Genomic DNA, 19,005 nt, shown 5'->3' on the forward strand with positions numbered 1-19,005 from the left:
CATGGCCCATCCCCTCCATCATGCCGAAAGCTCGGCCCGGAAGTTCGGCGGAACGCCATCCGACTATCAGGCCGTTCACGACTGGTTCGATGCCTCCAAGGAGCATCTCGCCATCTTCACTCACCTTGCTCTGCGCCATCACACGCAAGGTATCTTCGAGGCCGAACGGGTCTTCGGGCTTTCGCTCACCAACGAGGCGGGGCGTGAGATTCCCATCCGCTGGATCGGCGAGCAGCATGTCCGCGAAGACTGTCAGGGCCGCATCCCGAGCCTCGCCGACTGGCTCGGACGGATCCAGCCCGAGCCCTGGATGGCCAACGGGCATATCGACCGGCAAGCGCATGAACCCGTCGGCGATCCACGGACGACATGGCTGGGCGAGGTGGCTGGGGGCAAGACGATCCTCGGCCTCAAGGACTGGATGGAGGCGAGGGGATCTTGATGCGCAACGTTCGCAGGTTCTACGATTGCAGCACCGCACATCTGCCTGAACAAACCGTCCAGGCTATCGAGAACGGGCTCTTTGCCAAACCGCCGAGCATGCAGAATGAGTATGGCTGGCTGTTCTCCGTCCCTGAAACCCTCGCCGACATGCCTGAAGGCGTCGACTGCGACGCCTTCAGGGCGGTCATGGCGTTGGCGATGGATGCCGGGTGCGACTACGTCCTGTTCGATCGGGACGTCCCGCCAGCCCCCTATCTCGAGGTCTTCGACTGGTAGGTCAATCGCGGTTGCACAGAGGCCCGATCCACGGATCGGGCCTCTCTTGTTTCCAACACCAATACTGAAATGGAGATCCAGATGAACGTCGCGGAGATCAAGGCCGCCGTGGATGCCGGCAAATCCGTCCACTGGGCGAACGAGGGCTACCGGGTGCATCGGGACGGCCTCGGCCAATACCTCATCACCTTTGTGCCGAACGGCAGCACGATCGGGTTGACCGACCGGAGCGGCCGTAGGCTGAACGGAGCCGAGGCCGACTTCTTCATATCGGAACCGCGCCATGGTGCCGCGGCGGAGAAGGGGAGGGAAGTGCGCGGGGCAACGCCAGACACCTCTTCCAGCGCCGGGCCGTGCTGAGGGTCAGGAGAGAAAGGAAAGAGGGCTTTGTGGTTTTGCGATCCCATGAGGGGTCGAAAAGCAATCCCGCGTGCTCTGGCCAAGTGTCGGGCAGCGGCAAACCCAAGGAGAAGACCCATGTTCGCAGGAACCCTAACCAAGAACGCCGAGACCGCAGCCACCGCCTATTCCGGCATAATCCATTCGACCCGGTTCGATGTTGCCATCCAACTCGAAACCCGGACGAAGATGTCCGAGCGGAGCCCGGACTTTGACGTGACCGCGGTGAACAAGTCGGGCCGCAAGGTGCGCATCGGCACGGCCTGGAACGAGACCGGCAACACCACCGGCAATCCGTACATCTCGATGCAGATCGATGTCGGCCTCGGGCCCTTCCGGGTCAACGCCGTGCAGACCAAGGAGGCCCGCGACGCGCAGAGCGGCGCGTACGAGATCATCCCGCTTGTGTCGAACGGCACAATGAAATCCGGCTCGATCTCGGGCGAACTGACAGCGATGGATGCCGACAACGCGTTCGCAGGCTACATCGCCAACATGATGTTCGACCTCGACTTCATGCTGATCGAGAACGAGTTCAAGACCGAGGAGACCCATCCCGACTACCGGATCGAGGTCAGCTCGCCGCGCGGCCACCCGATCCGTGTGGGTTCGGCCTGGATGGCGAAGAGCAACCGGACCGGGAACGACTATGTCTCGCTCCTCATCAATACGCCCGATGGCGATCTGCGGGTGAACGCCGTGCAGAACGAGGAGCAGCGGGGCGGTCAGACCTTCTCGATCATTCCCTTCGTCGAGAGTGCAGGCCAGGACCGGTCGGACAACGCCGGGCTCGCCCTGGTCGGCTGACAGGCAGCGACTGCTACAGAACCGGCGCTCCGGGCAACCGGGGCGCTTTCGCCCGTGCAGGCCTGATCCTCCTCCCATGAAACAGGCCTGACGGAGCGCTGTCGGCATGTCTCCAGTCGGCCAGCGTCCCCTGTCCGCAAGAGGCAGGTCCCGTGAGGGGAGCCGCGACAGCGCGGCTCCCCTCTTTTCGTATCACCCCATCAGTAGGACTAGACGCATGTTCAATCTCACCCGTCCCAAGCTGGTCACGCTCGCCGAGGCCGAAGGCTATGCCGATGTCGTGGACTTCCTGGAGGACTACGCGCAGTGCAGCGTCGTGCCCGCGATCTGCATTGCGCCCGATTGCGACCACACCGCCGAGCTCGAACCCGACCAGCGCGCGGGCTTTTGCGAGGTCTGCGGCCGCCCTTCCATGAAATCCGGCCTCGTCATCGCTGGCATGATCTGAGTGCCGAAGAAGGAGGGCTTCCCATGACACAGTATAGATACACCACGCCCGGCACGCGCCTTGTCTGGTCCGACGTCAGCCAGTGGGTCGATGCGGTTCACTGGATCGGCAGTCGCCAGTTGAGTGCGGCGCGTAACCGGGCCTACGCCGCCCATGCGGCGGCTCTGCCCCGCGAACTCATCGACCGCGAGACGCATGTCCCATCGCTCGAGACGGCGCTTCACCTCCTCAAATATGGACGTCCCAGTCTCGCCCGGCCGCAGAGAGGCCATCGCGCCGATCACCCGACCACGCCGGTCATCATGGATCTGATGAACCGTCTCGCCGTCCTGAAACGCCAGGACCAGATGCCCGCCGGGGACAACTGGACCGCCATGCTCGGAGGTTCCGATGCGCATTCCGACTGACATCACCGACATGATCGAGCGCGGCGCCCTCGTGGCGATCATCCATTCTGGCGGCAAGGACAGCCAGGCCATGACGATCAGGCTGGTCGAGGCCGGAATCCCGCGCGACCAGCTCCTCATCGTCCATGCCACCCTCGGCGACGTGGAATGGCCGGGAACCATCAGCCATATCAGGAAGACCACCTTCGGCCTGCCGCTGGTGATCGCACGACCCCGCCGGTCGTTCTTCGAGATGGTTCGGGCGCGGGGTATATTCCCCTCCCCGCGATATCGCCAATGTACCTCCGACCAGAAGCGCAGTCCGATCGAGCGCGAGCTGCGCCGCTATCTCGCGGCCAACCCCCGCTTCGCCGGGCGCATCGTCAGTGCGATGGGGATGCGCGGTGAGGAAAGCGCCGCACGCCGAAGCCGTCCTGTCGTCAGCTTGAACGCCCGGGGCAGCGTGGCGGGACGGACCTGGATCGACTGGCTGCCGATCCATGGCCTGACACGGCGGGAGGTGTTCGGCACCATCGCCGCGGCGGGGCAGAAGCCGCATTGGGCCTATGGCCGCGGCATGTCCCGTCTGTCCTGCAGCTTCTGCATCATGTCCTCCCTCGCCGATCTGCAATGCGCCGCGCGACTGAGGTCAGATCTCCTTTCCACCTACATCGCGCTCGAAGAGGAGATCGGCCACACCCTGCGTCCCGATGGGACGAGCCTCCGAGAAACGCTCAACCGATTGGAGGCCGCATGACCGTGCAAGACCCCAAAGAGATCGCCGAACGGACCGCACTCGGCTTTTCCGAAGCCGAGATCGCAACCATCGACGCCGCCCGCGCCATCCTGCGCAGGCACGCGCGCTCGACCGCAGCCTTGCAGTCCTGGACCATGCTGACTGACTTCCTGGCTCTGAACGCCGTCCACGAACGGGTCGAGGTGTTTCGGGTGCTGCTGTTGGACCGGAAGAACAAGCTGATCCGCGACAGGGTCATGACCCGCGGCAGCATCGATCACGTTCCGGTCTATGTCAGCGAGGTGCTCCGCTCGGCTCTCGTTCTTGATGCCTCAGCCATCATCATGTGCCACAACCATCCGTCCGGCGATCCGCATCCGAGCCAGGCCGACATCGATCTCACCCGGAAGATCGTTGAAGCCTGCAAGGTGATGGAGTGTCCGTCGTCAGAACATTTGGCGCAGATTGGGGCGTAGACTAGCGGAGAGCGGGCCTCGTCTGGGATTTGATGTTAGGCTGTGAGCTTGCGGTGCTGCAAGCGCCGATATTCGATGGTTTTTCGTTTGATCCTTTCGCGCTGTTTGATGATGGCCTGTGCCCTGCCGAAGTAGACATCGGCAGGCGTCACGTTGGCCAGGCTCTCGTGGTAACGCTGGTTGTTGTAGTGCTCGACGAAGGCCTCGATCTGGGACTCGAGGTCGCCGGGCAGGAAGTAGTTCTCCAACAGGATGCGGTTCTTCAGGGTCTGGTGCCAGCGCTCGATCTTGCCCTGGGTCTGCGGGTGGCACGGCGCGCCGCGCACATGGCTCATCTTGTTGGACTCGATGTATTCGGCCAGCTCGCCCGCGATGTAGCTGGGGCCATTGTCCGATAGCAGCCTGGGTTTGTGTAGAACGGTGGCGCTGTCGCAGCCCGAGGCGGCGAGCGCGAGGTCCAGCGTGTCGGTCACGTCCTCGGCCCGCATGTTGGTGCATAGCTTCCAGGCGATGATGTAGCGCGAGAAGTCGTCAAGCACCGTCGAGAGGTACATCCAGCCCCACCCGATGATCTTGAAGTAGGTAGGTGAAGTCGGTCTGCCACATCTCATTCGGCCGCGTGGTCTTGGTGTGGAACTGATCGGCCGCCTTGATTACCGTATAGGCTGGGCTGGTGATCAGGTCATGGGCCTTGAGCAACCGGTAGACCGTGGCTTCCGACACGAAGTAGTGTTTCTCGTCGGTGAAGCGCACGGCCAGTTCGCGTGGGCTGAGGTCGGTCGCCTCCAACGCCATCTCGACGATCTGGTCCTGGATGTCCTCGCCAATGCGGTTCCACACCCGGTTCGGTGCCGAAGGGCGATCCTCCAGCGCTTCCGGCCCACCTTCCCGGTAGCGGTCATACCAGCGGTAGAAGGTCCGGCGGGCAATGCCGAGCTGGTCCAGCGTCCGCCTGGCCGGCAGGTGCGACTGCTCGACGATACGGATGATCTCCAGCTTCTCGGATGCGGGATACCTCATTCGTCGTCGCCCCCATCCGCGATCATGCTTTTTTTAAGCAAGCGGTTTTCCAGCGTCAGGTCCGCCACGCACTCCTTCAGCGCACGGGCTTCGCGGCGCAAGTCCTGCACGTCACCGGAGGTCGCCGCACGGGCGGTGTCCCCGGCCAGGCGGCGTTTGCCGGCTTCCATGAACTCCTTGGACCAGCTGTAGTACAGACTCTGCGCGATGCCCTCTTTGCGGCACAACTCGGCGATACTGTCGTCACCGCGAAGACCTTCAAGCACGATGCGGATCTTGTCTTCGGCCGAGAAGTGGCGGCGGGTCTGACGCCGGATGTCCTTGACCACCCGATCTGCAGGGGGCTTGGTCGGCGATTTTGAATTGGAGGATTTGGGCTTCATCTTCGTTCCTTCGTCACTACGACGAAGCCCAAATCCTCCTTAAATCACAACCTCAAATCTGTGCCATAGCCGCTGACGGGGGACAGTGATGGAGATTGTCATCCACGATCACATCATCGTCGGTTTCGGACGGGAGAAGAACGCGTTCAGCATGCGGGCGGCCGGGATGATGGGTGACTAGAAATCCGGGAACATGTGCCGGGTGGACGCCAGCCTCATCCAGTTCCGTCCACCAAAGGCAACAAGTGTGAGGTAGATGATACCCGCCTCGACACCCGGCCTGAAGACGATGGTCAGACGATGGCCGGACCCGCCATGTCGCACGAGCCAGCCTTCGAGCTTTCCTTCAAGCCGCACGCCAGATGTCGGGTTGTCTGCAATGGATCGCAGCAAGGCATCGACCTCATCCAGGCGCCGAAGAGCTGCTCCCGAGTCGCCCTGGGTGACTTCGATGATGTGATCGACGATGCCGATGAGATCCCGCTCGAAGAACGGATGCCGGACGAACTGCATCAGGCCTTGCGGGTCATTGCGGTCAGATGCGCCCGCGCGCCAGCGGTGACGTCGGAGGCGTCGCCGACCGGTTCCCATTGGTCGAGCGGCAGAGCCAGACGCCGTTCAAGTTCTGCTTCTAGCACCGCCCGTTCGCGCTCACGTTCTGCCTTGGCCTTCGCCAGTTCCCCCGAAACCGCCGCGCTCACATTGGGATATTCTCCGGCTTCGACCAGCTCCCTGGCGAACGCGTAGGCGGTATCGGTAAAGCTGACGGATTGCTTTTGAACGCTCATGGCGGACTCCTTGGTGCTCCAATAGAGTACTGAAATCCGCGGCATCTGGCAAGCCGGTCAGCCCCGACCGAGGGAACCGACCCATGCCTGACGGCCTCCCCTGCTCGGCTGCGCGTGTCGCAGGGGAGATATCGGCCGTCGGCCGATCGCGCATTCGGCCATGCGGCCTCACCGCGGCGTTGCACCCAGGCCCCCGGTTTGCCCGTCTCGCGAGCACGTCGCTCCCCGGCCACTCCGCCGGATTGCACTCTGGTCTGTTTCGGCCAGAGGCCAAAACGATCCCGCCGCTCCATCCGTCTCCCGCGTCCGGTCGCGCCGTTTGCCTGCTCGCGTCGGGCAAACCTGCCGTCAAAACACACACACATGAGCGTGGAAGCATATCCTCCGGATGGCCCCCGAATCAGCCCGCCTCAAGGATCGCAAAACTTTTCGGCGAGGCCGGCGGGTGTGGAGAAGGCAGTCCAGTGCTCGATGACGCGCCTGTGGTGAGCGATGCGCCCGGAAAACTTTTGCGCCCGGCGCGCCGGCGGCTTCGCCGTCCCTGACCCGGACAGATTCGGTGAACCAGACGTACGGCCATGCCACCACACTCACGTGGTGGTTCCCCGAACATCTGGAGACACCAACATGACATACGAGAACGCGAATGCCTACGAGACCATCGAACTTTTCGGCCTGACGGAGAAAGACGCGGAGCTGCCCATCCCCGAGGATCACGTCCTGACCGATAGCATCGTCCGCGAGACTTTCGAGGCCCTGCTTGGCCAGCTGCGCGGCACCGGTCTCGAGACCGAGATCGAACCGCTCGCGCACGGGCTCGCCACGATTCTGCAGCGCCGCAAGATCGCTCTGGGCAAGGAGCTTGACCGCACCGCTGACAAGATCGGCGCCCTGGCAAAATCCCATGACGGGTCGGAGATCGCCGAGACCGCGCTCGAAGAGGCGCAGGCCCGCTTCCTGCAGGTCCGCGAGATCGTCGGGGCCATCGAGGTGATGAGCGAGGCGGCGGCGGAATGCTACGAGGTCGAGACCGGCCACGCCTTCATCCCGGCCGCGGGATCGCGCGCCAGTGCTCGCGCTCAGGAGACCGGAGCGGTCTTCGAGGCCCGGCAGCTGCTGGAACAGCACGATCGCGAGACAGCCGCGAAGTCGAAGGTCGAGGGGGTTCCCCTGATCGTCTCGGGGGCGACCGACTGGACCGATATCGACGTCATCTTCACGACACTCGACAAGGTTCGCGAGCGCATCCGGCAGAACCGCAACCAGGAGATCTTCCTCTGCCACAAGGGTGGCAAGCACGGGGCCGAGATGATCGCCGCCCGGTGGGCTCGGGCGCGTGGCGTCGCGCAGGCGCGCTTCGATCCGCGCTGGTCCGCGCATGGGCGGGCAGCACCCTTCAAATGCAACGACGAGATGCTGGACGACAAGTTCGCCGCGACCGGGGTCGTGCTCTTCGGCGGCAACGGGGTCGCACTGAACCTCGGGCAGAAGGCGGAAGCCAAAGGCCTGACGGTGATGCGGGTCGCCGATCCGGCGAAGAAGACGGCAGACGCGTGAATGAGAGAGGGTCGCCTTTGGGCGGCCCTTTCGTCGTTTTCATCTGCCTGCCCGTAAACTGGCGGTCTCCTCCGCACAGTAAGCCAAGTCGCGGTGGAGGTATCGGCCTGAGGCCGATCGCGCATTCGGCCATGCGGCCTCACCACGGCGCAGCACCCGGCGTCCCGGTTTGCCCGTCTCGCGAGCACGTCGCGCCCCGGCCGCTCCACCGGATTACGCTCCGGTCTGTTTTGCGGGGCAAAACGATCCCGCCGCTCCATTCGTGTCCCGCGTCCGGGCAGCACCCTTTGCCTGCTCGCGTCGGGCAAACCTGTCGTTAATCACACACACATGAGTGCGGAAGCATATCCTCCGGATGGCCCCCGAACCCGTCCGCGTCAAGGATCGCAAAACTTTTCGGCTAGGGGGGCCGGGGAGGAGAGGGCGGTCCAGTGTTCGATGACGCCCCCGTGGTGGGCGATGCGCCCGGAAAACTTTTGCGCCCGGCACGCCGGCGGCTGCGCCGTCCCTGACCCGGACAGTTTCGGCAACCAGGCATTCGGCCATGCCACCACACTCACGTGGTGGTCCACGAACATCTGGAGATGAGATCATGACCGACGAGAACAAGACCGAGGACGACCTTTGCCGACACTGCGACCGCACAGGCACGTCGCAGCGCGGAACTTCCACCGGGAAAGACCATCACGATATTGGCGGCCATGTCGTCCCCTGCGTCGCCTGCGGGAAAGACGCGTTGCGGACCGATTGGGAGACTATCGATGGCGGGAGCGTCAATTTCCACTGGCGGGAGGCCTGTGCGCATTGTTCGCACCTCAGCGAGTCTCTCTTCGCCTGAACAGTACCTTTCATCGGGCGGCCCCGTCGCCCGGTGATCCCTCTCTCTAACCCTTCCACGCTCTCGACGACTGCGACACCATCCATAAGTGCAGCCCCGCCCGGCTAAGGCCGGGCGGGGCTGCTGCGCTCCTCAACTGTCTGTGGCCCCTCAGTCAGACGCAAATAACATGAAGGTCGGTGGTGATCGATCGTCGGTCATGCCGGGCCCCTGCCGGCGGTTGCACCGCCGTCACCGCGCTCGCAGGTTCCGGCCGTGCCGGCCTCCACCCGGAACACGAGGCCCCTGGACGTGCTGAGTGGCATACCCCGGCGGCGGTCTCCTGACGGAGCCAGCCGGCGGGGTTGCCCTCATGCGCGCCAGAAACCCCGCGATCCGCCCGTCCGGGTGCAGATCGCTGGGGCGGGCGCAGCGCATCGACCGCGCCGCCCGATGACGGCGACCCGTCCGGGCCGACAACTCTGCTGCCAGACCTGCGGCTGTATCACCGCCCCGGATCGCCACACAGGCGACGGGGAAGCCGAGCTTGAGGCAGACGATCGCGGTCGTGCCGATCGGGCGCACGCGAACCATCGCGCCGACGCGTTGGAAGCGGGGGCGGACCTGGTCACGTCTGACATAACTCGACAGGACCGATGGCGGCTGAGGAGCGGGGTGCACATTTGGGTCTCCCCTCTTTGCTCATAGATGTGGATCGCACGGGGTCGGGCGGTCCGTGCCCTCCGCTCACGCTCCGGCAAACACAAATACGGTTTCCACGCGCGGGGCGCGCGGACCCTCCGCATTTGTGTTTGCGGACCTCCCTTGCCCCCCGTGCCGGGTGATCCCCATCGCAAAAAGGAGAGACCCAAATGACCAACCACTACGTCGCCACCGTTCCCGTCAAGTTCACCGACAACGAAGGTCAGGAGCGCACCCGCTTCCAACGCGTCGGCGCGATGTTCCGCAACACTCGCAACGGGGACGGCTCGGAGTTCTTCAGCCTCAAACTCGACTTCCCCGTCGCGGTCCAGGAGCTGGTGATGTTCCCGCCGAGCGCGAAGGAACCGCAGGAATAGTCCGCCTCAAAGATGGGCCGCCCTAGGGGCGGCCCTTTCCCTGTTTCAGGGAAGGCTGCGCTGTACCCGGGAACCCCTGCCTTCGGCCGGCGTCCCCGGGAAGGCGTCAGGACCGCAAGCGGTCCTGACGGGGGATATCAGAGATCGCCTGGAACAGGTCTGCCGGCCAGCCTCAAGGGGGCCATCCGGAATAACAGTCGGGCTACGCCCGCCGGTTTTTCCGGCAGAGATTTGGGCCGAGCCAAATCTGGCCGCCCTTGACCCTGTCCGTCAGCCCCGTCGGTGGAGGGATGCGCCGCCCCTCGCTTCCGTCCGAACACGGGTCCGTGTTCGGCCAGACCCTCGGGCGCGGGCATGACAACGGGCGGCCGAGGTGCGGTTGGAGATGGTCGGGTTTTCTGGGCCCTTCGGGCCGGGCCTCGCACCTGCGGTGCTCGGCTCGAAGCGGAATTCAAGGTCGCCTGGGGGCAATCTGCAATAATATTGTATTGACCGGTAAATATAGTTTCGTATGATGAAGGCGACCTTGAATGAAGGTGGCAGGAAATAGGGGGGCTTTCTTCGTATGAGCCGGACCAAGAGACTGACACAGACGGAGCGGGCGGAGATTATCCGTGAGGCCGCAGCAGGTGTGGGGACTTCCGCGCTCGCGGAGCGGTTCGGGGTCACGCCGCGGGCCATCCAGTACACGTTGAAGGCGGACGAAGAACGCCAGAAGGATGCGGCCGTGGCGACGGCCGCGGTGACGGTGAAGCTGACACCAGAAGAGCTTGCTGCGCTGGATGAGGTGCTGTCCGCGGCGGGGATCGAGACCCGCACGGAGGGGGTCCGGCGGCTGATCCAGGCGGCGGGGGGAACGTTCGTTCCGGACGCGAATCTGGCGGCTGAGATGGCGCGCTACCGGGCCTCCTTGCACGAGGTCGGCAACGGCGTCGTGCAGGTCGCCAAGCAGATGATGAAAGCCAGCCGGGAGGGGCAGGGGGAAGGCTCCGCGCCGAACGCAGAGTTGTCCGAACTGCGCCTCGTGCAGATGCGTGCGCTGGCGCGGTTCATCCTCGATTCCGCTGACGAGATCGACCTGCTTTTGCGCCGTCGTCGGGATGGGATGCGGCTCTCCGCCACTGCCGCTCTGAGGGAGTTCGCCCATGCGGCTGAATGATGCCGTCCATGACGTCACCGGAGAGATCTTCCGGGATGGCTGGAGCCGGATACGGGGCTCGATGCAAGGGCTGCAGGCGTCCCGGCAGAGGCAGCTCGTGCGCGCCGCTGCGGGGCATCGTGCGGCGGTCTTCAAGGCGATCCGGGGCGGGGGCACGCATTCCAAATCCCAGCTCATGAACCAGCTTGATTACCTCACCACCAAGTCCTCGCATATCGTGGACAGCAGCGGGTTCCTGGATGGGAAGACGAGGCTTGAGGGATCGGAGATCAAGGACCTGACGGAGCGGTTCGCCAAGCGCTGGAGTGCGGGGTTCAAGCCCAAGCTCGGACAGACGACGCATATGCTGATGTCCTATCCGATCGGCACCCGGGGCGAGGACGTGCGCGACATCACCGCCAATGTCGCCGAGCGGTTCTTTCAGTCCGAAGAGGGACATTTCGACTACATCATCGCGGTGCATGAGGATCGCGATCACCCCCACGCACATATAGTTTTGAATCGCCGGTCGCAGGAGGGTGAGTTCTTCTTCCTGGGTCGCGATCACCGGTTCAACTACGACGATTTCCGCCTCGCCATGGTGGAAGAGGCCGAGCGGTTCGGCGTGCGTCTGGAGGCCACGCGGCGGCTCGATCGGGGTGTCGTGCACTACCCGCCGCGCACCCGCGAGGTCTATGCGGCCAAGGTTGAGGGGCGGGCCGCGGAGCCACGGCCACGGGTCGGGGCCGATCTTGATCGCGCCCTCGAAGAGATCGCAAACACCCGGATCATCTATCACTCGCTTGCCGCTGAGGCCTCTGCGGACAACCGCGAGGACATCGCCGATGCCCTGTTCCGCTCGGGAGAGCTTCTGGCCAAGGGCGGCAAGCTGACTTTGGAAGGAGGCGTCTACATGGCAGAGGAGCAATCGTTCGAGGATCTGAGGACCCGTTATGCCGATCAGGTCGCGCGCGTCCAGGGCATGATCGATGCGAAGCCGGAGGCCGAACGGCCGCGGCTCGAGCGCAGCCTCAACGAGATCCAGTCGCGGCTCGCGCATATGCAGCCGCTAGGGCTCAGATCCGTGACATTGACCGAAAAGCCCTCGGAGGGCGGGGTCTATTCCGAGACCAATATCGATGCGGCCCGGCTCGACCGGTTGCGAGACCCCGAGGTGCGGGCGCAGGTCGACACCGCGCTGCGCGGGACCGGGATCAGTTCGTCCGTGGTGGTCGCCCGGATGGAAACCGGCGCGCAGAACGCCGCGCTCGAGCGGCAATGGATCGCTGACGATCTGGCGCGGGTGGCCGAGAGGGACGGTCTCAACCTCGAGCGCCGCGCGGATCTGGAGACGGCGCGCGAGACCCTCAACCGGGCCCATGTCCAGCTCGGCGTCGCGCTGGAGCGGGCAGGGGTCTTGCGTGAGGACGGTGTCGTGGAAGATCGCACCGTGACGGAGAGGGTCCATTATCATCGGGACGCCACTGAGGACATGGAGCGCGCCATCCGCCAGGACATGCGTTCGGAAGGTCTGACCGAAGACCAGATCGAGGCGCGGGAGTGGGAGATCGTCTCCCGCGCGGAGCGGCGTATCGAAGAAGAGCAACGCAGCTACCTCGATGCGCATCCCGAACTGCTCGCGCGCCCGGGCGACGTGATCGACCGGTCCGAGCCCTACCGGGAGCGCATCACCGACGAGGCCCGGGCCCGCGAGATCACCCGCGAAGTCGACCGGATCATGGAAGGTCGCGACGCGCGGACCCCCGTTGCGGATGCCGTCACGGACGAGTTCCGCGCGCGCTATCCCGATATGCCGTCGCATCTCGCCCGCGGGCTTGGCGCGACCTATGCTTCCGTCACCGATCTGCGCGACACCGAGGCCCTCAACCAGGTCCGCCGCGACAACGAGTTGCGGGAGGTGGCGCTCGACCTGCGCGACGGGCGGCTTTCGGACGCGCGCGAGGGGGACGCTGTCGAGGGGGCACCGATCGCCGATCCGGACATCCGGCGGGTCGTCGACCATGAACGGGCCGGCAATCTGCAGTCGCCGTTCCAGGACGACGGTCAGCGACTGACCTACCGCGACGCCGTCGAGCGCGAGCTCGACGCGGCGCAGATCGACCGGCTGCGGGACGGGGATGTCGACGTGCTGAAGACCCAGATCGAAGACCGTCTCGATCGGCTCTACGCCGCGAAGACCTACCTGCAGTCGGACGCGGCCACCGCCAACAGCGAGGCGACCCGCGCCGTGGTCGAGGAGATCGCCGACCGCGAGTTCGAGCTCCACCGCGCCGATCTTGTCGATGGCGAGACCGAGCGCGGGGAGACGCACTGATGGGAGGGGTAGGGAAGGGCCGCCTCGCCCTCGGCGTCGCGCTGGTCACACTGGTCGCTATCGCGATCGGCTATGTCATCGCCTCGGCCGTGATCAGTTTCCGGGACCTGGGTTTCCGGGCCGAGATCGACTTCTTCTATATCGTGCAGAACTACCGCGCCATCGGGGCCGCCCGTCCCGACGACTTCCGCCTGATCAACCTGATCATGGGCGGGGCCGGGGTGGCGGGCCTCATGATGAGCCTTGCGATGTCGGGCTCGGCGCTCACCCGGTTCGGCTATACCCATTGGCAGACCCGCCGCGAGATGAAGCGGAACGGCTTCTTCGGCGCGCCGGGCACGGGCTTTGTGATCGGCAAGCTTGGAAAGCCAAGCTCGCGTGCGCCGTTCCTGTGTTCCAAGACCTTTCCCCATGCGTTGATCGTAGCGCCGACCGGGCGCGGCAAGACCACCGGCTTCGTCATTCCGAACCTCCTGACCTGGCAGGGCTCAGCGGTGGTGCTCGACGTAAAGGGAGAATGCTTCGAGGCCTCGGCCCGCCACCGGGCGGCGCAGGGTGACGAAGTGTTCCGCTTCGCGCCCACGGATTGGGAGGACAGGCGGACGCATCGCTACAACCCACTTCTGCGCATCTATGAGCTCAAAGACCCGGCCCGCCAGCAGATGGAGTTGCAGCTCCTGGCCACACTCTTCCTGCAGAACGACAACGACCGTGTTCAGGGGCTTCTCAAAGGGGGGATCGATCTCTTCGTCGCGGCCGGGCTACTCGCGTTCCAACGCCGCAGGCCGACGCTCGGCGAGATATACCGCATCGCCGCCTCGGGCGGGCAGAAGCAGAAGGAATATCTCGCGCGCGCCCATGAGGTCCAAAACGCCGCGGCGCGGCTGATCTTCACACGGCTGGCGTCCACCAACAACGATACGCTGACATCCTATGTCTCGCTCCTGATGACCTCGGGCCTCGATCAATGGCAGAACCCGGCGATCGACGATGCGACGGCGACCTCGGACTTCGACTTCCGGACGATCCGCAAGAAACCCTTCAGCGTCTACCTCGTCGTCCAGCCCCTCATGGTGAAACCCCTCGCACCTCTGATCCGGCTCTTCTTCTCGGACCTGCTGTCGGCGCTTCAGGACAAGGAACCGGGTCCGGACGAGCCCTGGCCGGTTATGATCATGCTCGACGAGTTCAACCGGCTCGGAAAGATGCCGATCGTGGCCGAGAGCATCGAGGTGCTGCGCGCCTATCGCGGGCATCTCGCGGTGGTGACCCAGACCATCCCGGCCATCGACGAGATCTACGGCGAGAACACGCGGCGCGCCTTGCAGGGCAACGCCGGGATCAAGCTCTACCTGACGCCCTCCGACGAGAAGACCGTCGAGGAGCTGAGCAAGGCGGTCGGCAAGACCACGAAAACCGTCGTCACGCGGTCCCGCGCGGTCGGGAAGAACCCGTTCGAGGGCCGCAGCCAATCGGAGCGGACGGAGGAGGTGTCGCTCCTGCCCGAGGATGAGGCGCGGCGCCTGCCGCTCGACGAGATCGTCGTCGTCGTGGACGCCCAGATGCCGGTCCGGGCCAAGCGCGTGGTGTATTTCGAGGACCCATTCTTCAAGGGCATCCATGCCGCCCAGGAGGGGGAGCTACCCTTCCCGACGGGGCCGGTCCCTCCGATGGGGGAATTGCCCCTGAGCGTCAGGGCGATGCCCACGGCGCCGCGGGGGTCAGGTCTCACGGAACGTGATTTCGAGGCCAGGATGGGGCTAACAGAAGGCGGAGGGATTGCACCCCTTGAGTCCGGTCCGGCTCAAGCGCCTCGGCGCGGCCGCGCCGCTGTTCTTGCGGATGATCAGCGGCAGATGGAGATGGAGTTCGGGCGGCAGGCAGATCTGGAGGTGGAGGCTGCGTCCGAAAACGACGTCGCCCGAGTTCAGGACGCCGTGAGTGATCTCGAGCGGTTGGAGGCGGAGATGTCCGGTTCGGAAGCAAACGTCAGCGAGACGGGCGAGAAATTCGGGCTTGGCTGAGCCGCCATGCGGGCGACACGAAAGAATGTCGCGATGGTGTCTTGTGGCCACGGCCTTGAGCCGACCATTGTCACGGGTGAAGAAAGCCAGGGTCGTCGCGCTCTGGTCGAGGGGCTCGCTCAATCGTCGCAGGGTCGATCTCACGCATCGTCAACTGGGCGTTCACCCTGCGGGCCGCGGGGCCCGCACGAAACCACTTCGCGGCGGAAGCCAGGTTAAAGCGCGGACGACGCTGCCCCTTTGCCGGGTTTGCGGCCTCCATCAGAACCTCGATCATTTCATCGATGCGGTAGAGGCCACCCGCAACGGGGAGGGGCATCTTGCGCTGCTGGAGCGCCTGTCGCTTTATCTCGAGCTTCTCGGCGACATCCGCGAGAGACACCAGGTCGGGACGGACCTCGCGCAGGACTGTGCCTTGCGGCAGCGCCTTGATCAGAGCCCGCGCCGCTTCAAGGATCGCGCTCTCGGCCTCATCCCCTTCAAGTTCCAGTTCTACACCCAGAAGACCGGCGTGACCGGTGCCCACGAGCGCATCTTCAAAACCCGCCTCGAAGATCGCGTCAGAGAGCGAAAACGCATCGTGCTCTCCGTCGGGGAGTGCAAAGACCAGTTCGAATTCGAATTCTTCAGCCATTGGCATTACCTTCGTCGTTCTTCTGAAGCTTCACGCAGGCCAGGGCCTTCTGTCGGATCTTTTTCGCGAACTGCTGTGGATTCTTCGGGGTCGACCAGACAGACATCTGACAAAACTCGCCACAGCGGCAATCCTTATCGTTGGCCGGGCATCGGAGGATCCCCCACGCGTGCCCCTTGCCCTCAATAAGGTCCCATCCCAGCTCTTCGAGCTCCTGGATGACGGCCTCGATTTCCTTTGACGTGTGCTTCTTCCTTGGCACCCTAGATACCCCACTTTCTTAAATTGTCAAGTGACAAGTTAATAGCTCAGCAAAACGTCGCTGCAATTTACTGTCCGCTACCGGCAATTTCCCATAGGAAGCTTGCCGTCAAATGCTTTGATGTGAGAACGGGATACAGGACGGACGTCCCAGACAGAAACACCGGCGCGGATGCCGTTGCGTCTGATCCTGTAGCAGTGTGCCGTCCCCAGACGCGGCACGATGCCACCAACGCAAAACCATTCATGCTGTCTGTCATGATCCCAGCAGGCAGCAAAGGTTTGACCTGCGAACAGCCTGTTCCGGCTAGTCGTGCCACCTCCGGTCAACTCTACCGTCGGCCCAGCCTGTTCAGCCGTGCCAGTTGCGCAAGCATGCGGGCACCGGTGCTAGATGAGTCGCCTGAAGGTGCAGCCGGCGCACCACCCGCGGCATTAGGGCGGGTCGGGAGCGCCTGTACGCCGAGAAACTGCCTGGCCCGAAGCGCGGCATATTCGGCGCCTGTCGCGCCTCCGATGGCGTATCGGTTATAGACTTGCTGACTTCCTGCCAAGCCTCGGGCGAAGGCGTAGCTTCCGCCAAAGCCCGCCGAAAGCGCCGGCATCATGATGTTTCCGGAGACCGACCGGACGATGAAGGGCGTGGCGATGATGAACCCCTTGGCCATGAGGACCATCATGAAGAAGGGCAGGAGGGCGCCGATGTTCGAAGCCCCCTCCGGATCACCAAGTTCGGCGAGCAATGCGCGCGAGACCCCGGTGATGGTCGCGAAAACGCCGGCGATGACGATGGGGTAGATCGCGAAGGAAATCAGCGCCGAGAGCCATCGCGCGAAATAGTCCTTGGTCACCTCGAAGAGGGTCAGGAAGATCATCACCGGCGCGATCCCGATCAACAGCGTGATCATGAGCCTGGAGGCGACGACAATGAAGGCCGCCAGCCCTCCGAGGATCGAGAGCAGGAGAACGCCGAGCGTGTCGAGAAGCGCGCCGGCCATCCAGTTCAACTCGGAGCCTGCTGCGTTCAGGTAATCCCCAAGCGCCGCGATGAGCTGATCGAACTCCTCGGCGAAGGTTCCAGACGGACCTGGCATCCCGCCGCCGACCGACGCGACCAGCGATCCGGCGATGCTGTCTATCCCGTTCAGGATCGCGGATGCGAGTGCGTTGAACTGGACCCAGTTGGTCGCGAATATGCCAATCAGGCCGATCTTCACGGCGAGCCAGAAGGCGGTCCGGCCGTCCATGGAACGGTATTGGTAGATCATGTTGAGACAGACGAGGATGACCACGAGCGTCGTCCCGAGGACCAGCATCGTTCCGACCGTGGCGGCCACGGCCCCGAACTGGGTTTCCGCCGCTGAGTCCAGATAGCCTTCGGCCGTTTCCACGAAATACGCGACGACGCTCATGACCCGCTACCAGTTGCCGGCCGCGTCGCAGATCGGCATGGCCTGCTTTCGGAGATCGTTCGCCCGTCGGCGATAGTCTGACGTCGCCTCGACCACGCTCCAATAGTCAGTTGAGGAATAGAGATCAAAATAGACCGCCTCAGTTGCCTCCCAAGGCGGATACCGGGTGGCGCAGGTGCAGCTCTGCGCGTCGACGATGCGTTCCATGCTCTGAAACCGGTAGATTTGCTGGACCAGGAGCCGCTTGTAGGCGTCGCGCGCCTCTGTGTTTCGCATCCACTCCGGCTCGGGCGGCTGATCGGGGCAGACATCGGGTTGATTGTCGAGCGTCGGGACTAGGTCGCGCTCGGCCGATGCGATACTGCCCGAAAAAAGAAGGAATGAGCAGACGAGAATGGTGACGCGTGTCATGTCGCAGTCTCCGTCAGCCGGTCCGCGACCTCACGCTTGAGGAACGCGGTATAGCCGTAATCGCCCGCCTCGGCCGAGATCACCTCCCAGCCTTCGGCGCCCCGTTCGTTCAGGGCGCGCCGCATCTCTTCATAGTCCTTCTGCTTCTTCACCTTGCAGAACAGGATGTCGTACTCAAACTGCTTCATGCATTGTGCCTTTCCTGCAATTCGGTTCCAGGGAGATAGAATTCGGTGATGCCGCGTTCGCCGTCCTCGCGGCCGGCCTGGATAATCACGTCGATCGAGCTCTCGATGTATTGGATCATGTCCTGGTAGGTCATTGGGATCTCGGTCTTGAGCGCTGCGATGGCCAGCCGCTGGACGGCGAGTTGTGGGGTCTCGGCGTGGAGTGTTGTCATCGAGCCGCCATGGCCGGTGTTGATCGCCTCGAGGAAGGTCATGGCCTCTTTGCCGCGCACCTCGCCGAGGATGATGCGGTCGGGCCGCATGCGCAGCGTCGCGGTCAGGAGCACGTCGGCGGACTGGAACTCCGCGTCGCGGTTGGCGATGAGCGTTACGGCATTGGGCTGGGCGGGCAGCAGTTCCGCCGCCTCTTCGATGGTGACGATACGTTCCTCGTCGGGAACGTAGGAGAGGATCTTGCGCGCCGCGACGGTCTTGCCGGTCGAGGTGCCGCCGGAGACGATCATGTTGAGCTTGTTTTCGACGCAGAAGCGGATGGCCGCGTAGATGTCACCGGAGGCGACGACCTCGCGCAGCGCGCGGTTCTTCTCCTGGCGCAGTTCCTCGAGCTTGCGTTCTTCGCCGTAGAGGAAGCTGAGTTCGATCCGGTCGAGCGGCAGGTTGGAGAAGAATCGCAGCGAGATCGACATGCCCGCGAGGACGGCGGGCGGGGTCACGACCTGGGCACGGATCGGTCGGCCCCGATAGGTGATAGAGACCGAGACGATGGGCTTGTCCTTGCTCATCGTCGTATTGGCCGACGACGCGATCTGGTTGCCGAGATCGCGCAGCTCGGTGACGCTCAGGCGCTGGTCCAGCGCGCGCATGAAGTGATCCCCTTGGAACTCACCCCAGCAAGAGCCGTCGGGGTTGATGCATATCTCGATGACGTCGTCGCGACCGGCGTCCGCGAGCTTGTCGAGTGAGGTCTGCAGATAGGAGAGCGTCAT

General features: G+C 64.0%; 22 protein-coding genes and 1 pseudogene. 14 read left to right on the plus strand and 9 right to left on the minus strand.

Annotation, left to right across the window (positions count from 1 at the left end; genetic code table 11):
• The first annotated feature begins 1 nt into the window (after position 1).
• The 8 genes from PAF12_RS16010 to PAF12_RS16045 all read left to right on the plus strand — a co-directional run bounded on the left by PAF12_RS16010 (position 2) and on the right by PAF12_RS16045 (position 3,972).
• Positions 2–442, plus strand: a complete 441-nt coding sequence (locus PAF12_RS16010) for a hypothetical protein (protein WP_271109757.1) — start codon at positions 2–4, stop codon at positions 440–442.
• On the plus strand, positions 442–720 hold the full coding sequence (locus PAF12_RS16015) for a hypothetical protein (protein WP_088653020.1): 279 nt from the start codon (positions 442–444) through the stop codon (positions 718–720). Before PAF12_RS16010 ends, PAF12_RS16015 begins: the two co-directional genes overlap by 1 nt.
• Positions 721–801: 81 nt before the next feature.
• Positions 802–1,080 carry a hypothetical protein gene (locus tag PAF12_RS16020; protein WP_088653023.1) on the plus strand — a complete coding sequence of 93 codons (279 nt, stop codon included), beginning with the start codon at positions 802–804 and terminating at the stop codon, positions 1,078–1,080.
• A 117-nt stretch (positions 1,081–1,197) separates the two neighbouring features.
• A complete protein-coding gene (locus tag PAF12_RS16025) occupies positions 1,198–1,926 on the plus strand; it encodes a DUF736 family protein (RefSeq protein WP_271109758.1) in 729 nt (242 codons plus the stop codon).
• 217 nt (positions 1,927–2,143) lie between these two features.
• Positions 2,144–2,374, plus strand: a complete 231-nt coding sequence (locus PAF12_RS16030) for a hypothetical protein (protein ID WP_088653018.1) — start codon at positions 2,144–2,146, stop codon at positions 2,372–2,374.
• 23 nt (positions 2,375–2,397) lie between these two features.
• Positions 2,398–2,781: a hypothetical protein gene (locus PAF12_RS16035; protein WP_088653017.1), complete on the plus strand. Its 384-nt coding sequence runs from the start codon at positions 2,398–2,400 to the stop codon at positions 2,779–2,781.
• Entirely contained in the window at positions 2,765–3,517 is a 753-nt protein-coding gene (locus PAF12_RS16040) for a phosphoadenosine phosphosulfate reductase family protein (RefSeq protein ID WP_088653016.1), read from the plus strand. Before PAF12_RS16035 ends, PAF12_RS16040 begins: the two co-directional genes overlap by 17 nt.
• Positions 3,514–3,972, plus strand: a complete 459-nt coding sequence (locus PAF12_RS16045; protein WP_271109759.1) for a RadC family protein — start codon at positions 3,514–3,516, stop codon at positions 3,970–3,972. The genes PAF12_RS16040 and PAF12_RS16045 overlap by 4 nt, the downstream gene beginning before the upstream one ends.
• Positions 3,973–4,007: 35 nt before the next feature.
• Here PAF12_RS16045 and PAF12_RS16050 read toward each other — a convergent pair.
• The 3 genes and pseudogenes from PAF12_RS16050 to PAF12_RS16060 all read right to left on the minus strand — a co-directional run bounded on the left by PAF12_RS16050 (position 4,008) and on the right by PAF12_RS16060 (position 6,163).
• Positions 4,008–5,375: pseudogene (locus tag PAF12_RS16050) on the minus strand (IS3 family transposase).
• A gap of 177 nt (positions 5,376–5,552) precedes the next feature.
• Positions 5,553–5,888 (minus strand): type II toxin-antitoxin system RelE/ParE family toxin, encoded by a 336-nt coding sequence (locus PAF12_RS16055; protein WP_027264460.1) that lies wholly within the window; start codon positions 5,886–5,888, stop codon positions 5,553–5,555.
• Positions 5,888–6,163 carry a hypothetical protein gene (locus tag PAF12_RS16060; RefSeq protein WP_027264459.1) on the minus strand — a complete coding sequence of 92 codons (276 nt, stop codon included), beginning with the start codon at positions 6,161–6,163 and terminating at the stop codon, positions 5,888–5,890. Before PAF12_RS16060 ends, PAF12_RS16055 begins: the two co-directional genes overlap by 1 nt.
• Positions 6,164–6,790: 627 nt before the next feature.
• On the opposite strand from PAF12_RS16060, the gene PAF12_RS16065 reads away from it, so the two are divergent.
• From PAF12_RS16065 to PAF12_RS16090, 6 genes are all read left to right on the plus strand, one after another.
• Positions 6,791–7,720 (plus strand): DUF2493 domain-containing protein, encoded by a 930-nt coding sequence (locus tag PAF12_RS16065; RefSeq protein WP_027264458.1) that lies wholly within the window; start codon positions 6,791–6,793, stop codon positions 7,718–7,720.
• Positions 7,721–8,312: 592 nt separating this feature from the next.
• Positions 8,313–8,558 (plus strand): hypothetical protein, encoded by a 246-nt coding sequence (locus tag PAF12_RS16070; protein WP_027264457.1) that lies wholly within the window; start codon positions 8,313–8,315, stop codon positions 8,556–8,558.
• Positions 8,559–9,409: 851 nt separating this feature from the next.
• The gene (locus tag PAF12_RS16075) at positions 9,410–9,616 is read left to right on the plus strand and encodes a hypothetical protein (protein WP_027264456.1); all 207 of its coding nucleotides are present in this window, start codon (positions 9,410–9,412) and stop codon (positions 9,614–9,616) included.
• Positions 9,617–10,181: 565 nt separating this feature from the next.
• Positions 10,182–10,775, plus strand: a complete 594-nt coding sequence (locus PAF12_RS16080) for a helix-turn-helix domain-containing protein (RefSeq protein WP_027264455.1) — start codon at positions 10,182–10,184, stop codon at positions 10,773–10,775.
• Positions 10,762–13,089 (plus strand): relaxase/mobilization nuclease domain-containing protein, encoded by a 2,328-nt coding sequence (locus tag PAF12_RS16085; protein ID WP_027264454.1) that lies wholly within the window; start codon positions 10,762–10,764, stop codon positions 13,087–13,089. The genes PAF12_RS16080 and PAF12_RS16085 overlap by 14 nt, the downstream gene beginning before the upstream one ends.
• Entirely contained in the window at positions 13,089–15,113 is a 2,025-nt protein-coding gene (locus PAF12_RS16090; protein ID WP_027264453.1) for a type IV secretory system conjugative DNA transfer family protein, read from the plus strand. The genes PAF12_RS16085 and PAF12_RS16090 overlap by 1 nt, the downstream gene beginning before the upstream one ends.
• A gap of 70 nt (positions 15,114–15,183) precedes the next feature.
• Here PAF12_RS16090 and PAF12_RS16095 read toward each other — a convergent pair whose 3' ends face one another.
• From PAF12_RS16095 to PAF12_RS16120, 6 genes are all read right to left on the minus strand, one after another.
• On the minus strand, positions 15,184–15,747 hold the full coding sequence (locus PAF12_RS16095) for a hypothetical protein (protein WP_017467933.1): 564 nt from the start codon (positions 15,745–15,747) through the stop codon (positions 15,184–15,186).
• Positions 15,740–16,009, minus strand: coding sequence for a hypothetical protein (locus PAF12_RS16100; protein ID WP_036051617.1), 270 nt, complete (start codon positions 16,007–16,009; stop codon positions 15,740–15,742). Before PAF12_RS16100 ends, PAF12_RS16095 begins: the two co-directional genes overlap by 8 nt.
• 331 nt (positions 16,010–16,340) lie before the next feature.
• Positions 16,341–17,420, minus strand: a complete 1,080-nt coding sequence (locus tag PAF12_RS16105; protein ID WP_027264452.1) for a type IV secretion system protein — start codon at positions 17,418–17,420, stop codon at positions 16,341–16,343.
• A gap of 6 nt (positions 17,421–17,426) precedes the next feature.
• Complete coding sequence (locus PAF12_RS16110; protein WP_027264451.1) at positions 17,427–17,831, minus strand: hypothetical protein; 405 nt, start codon at positions 17,829–17,831, stop codon at positions 17,427–17,429.
• The gene (locus PAF12_RS16115; RefSeq protein WP_027264450.1) at positions 17,828–18,019 is read right to left on the minus strand and encodes a hypothetical protein; all 192 of its coding nucleotides are present in this window, start codon (positions 18,017–18,019) and stop codon (positions 17,828–17,830) included. Before PAF12_RS16115 ends, PAF12_RS16110 begins: the two co-directional genes overlap by 4 nt.
• Positions 18,016–19,005, minus strand: a complete 990-nt coding sequence (locus tag PAF12_RS16120; RefSeq protein ID WP_027264449.1) for an ATPase, T2SS/T4P/T4SS family — start codon at positions 19,003–19,005, stop codon at positions 18,016–18,018. The genes PAF12_RS16115 and PAF12_RS16120 overlap by 4 nt, the downstream gene beginning before the upstream one ends.

It is taken from the genome of Paracoccus sp. SCSIO 75233, assembly GCF_027912675.1.
Taxonomy (GTDB): domain Bacteria; phylum Pseudomonadota; class Alphaproteobacteria; order Rhodobacterales; family Rhodobacteraceae; genus Paracoccus.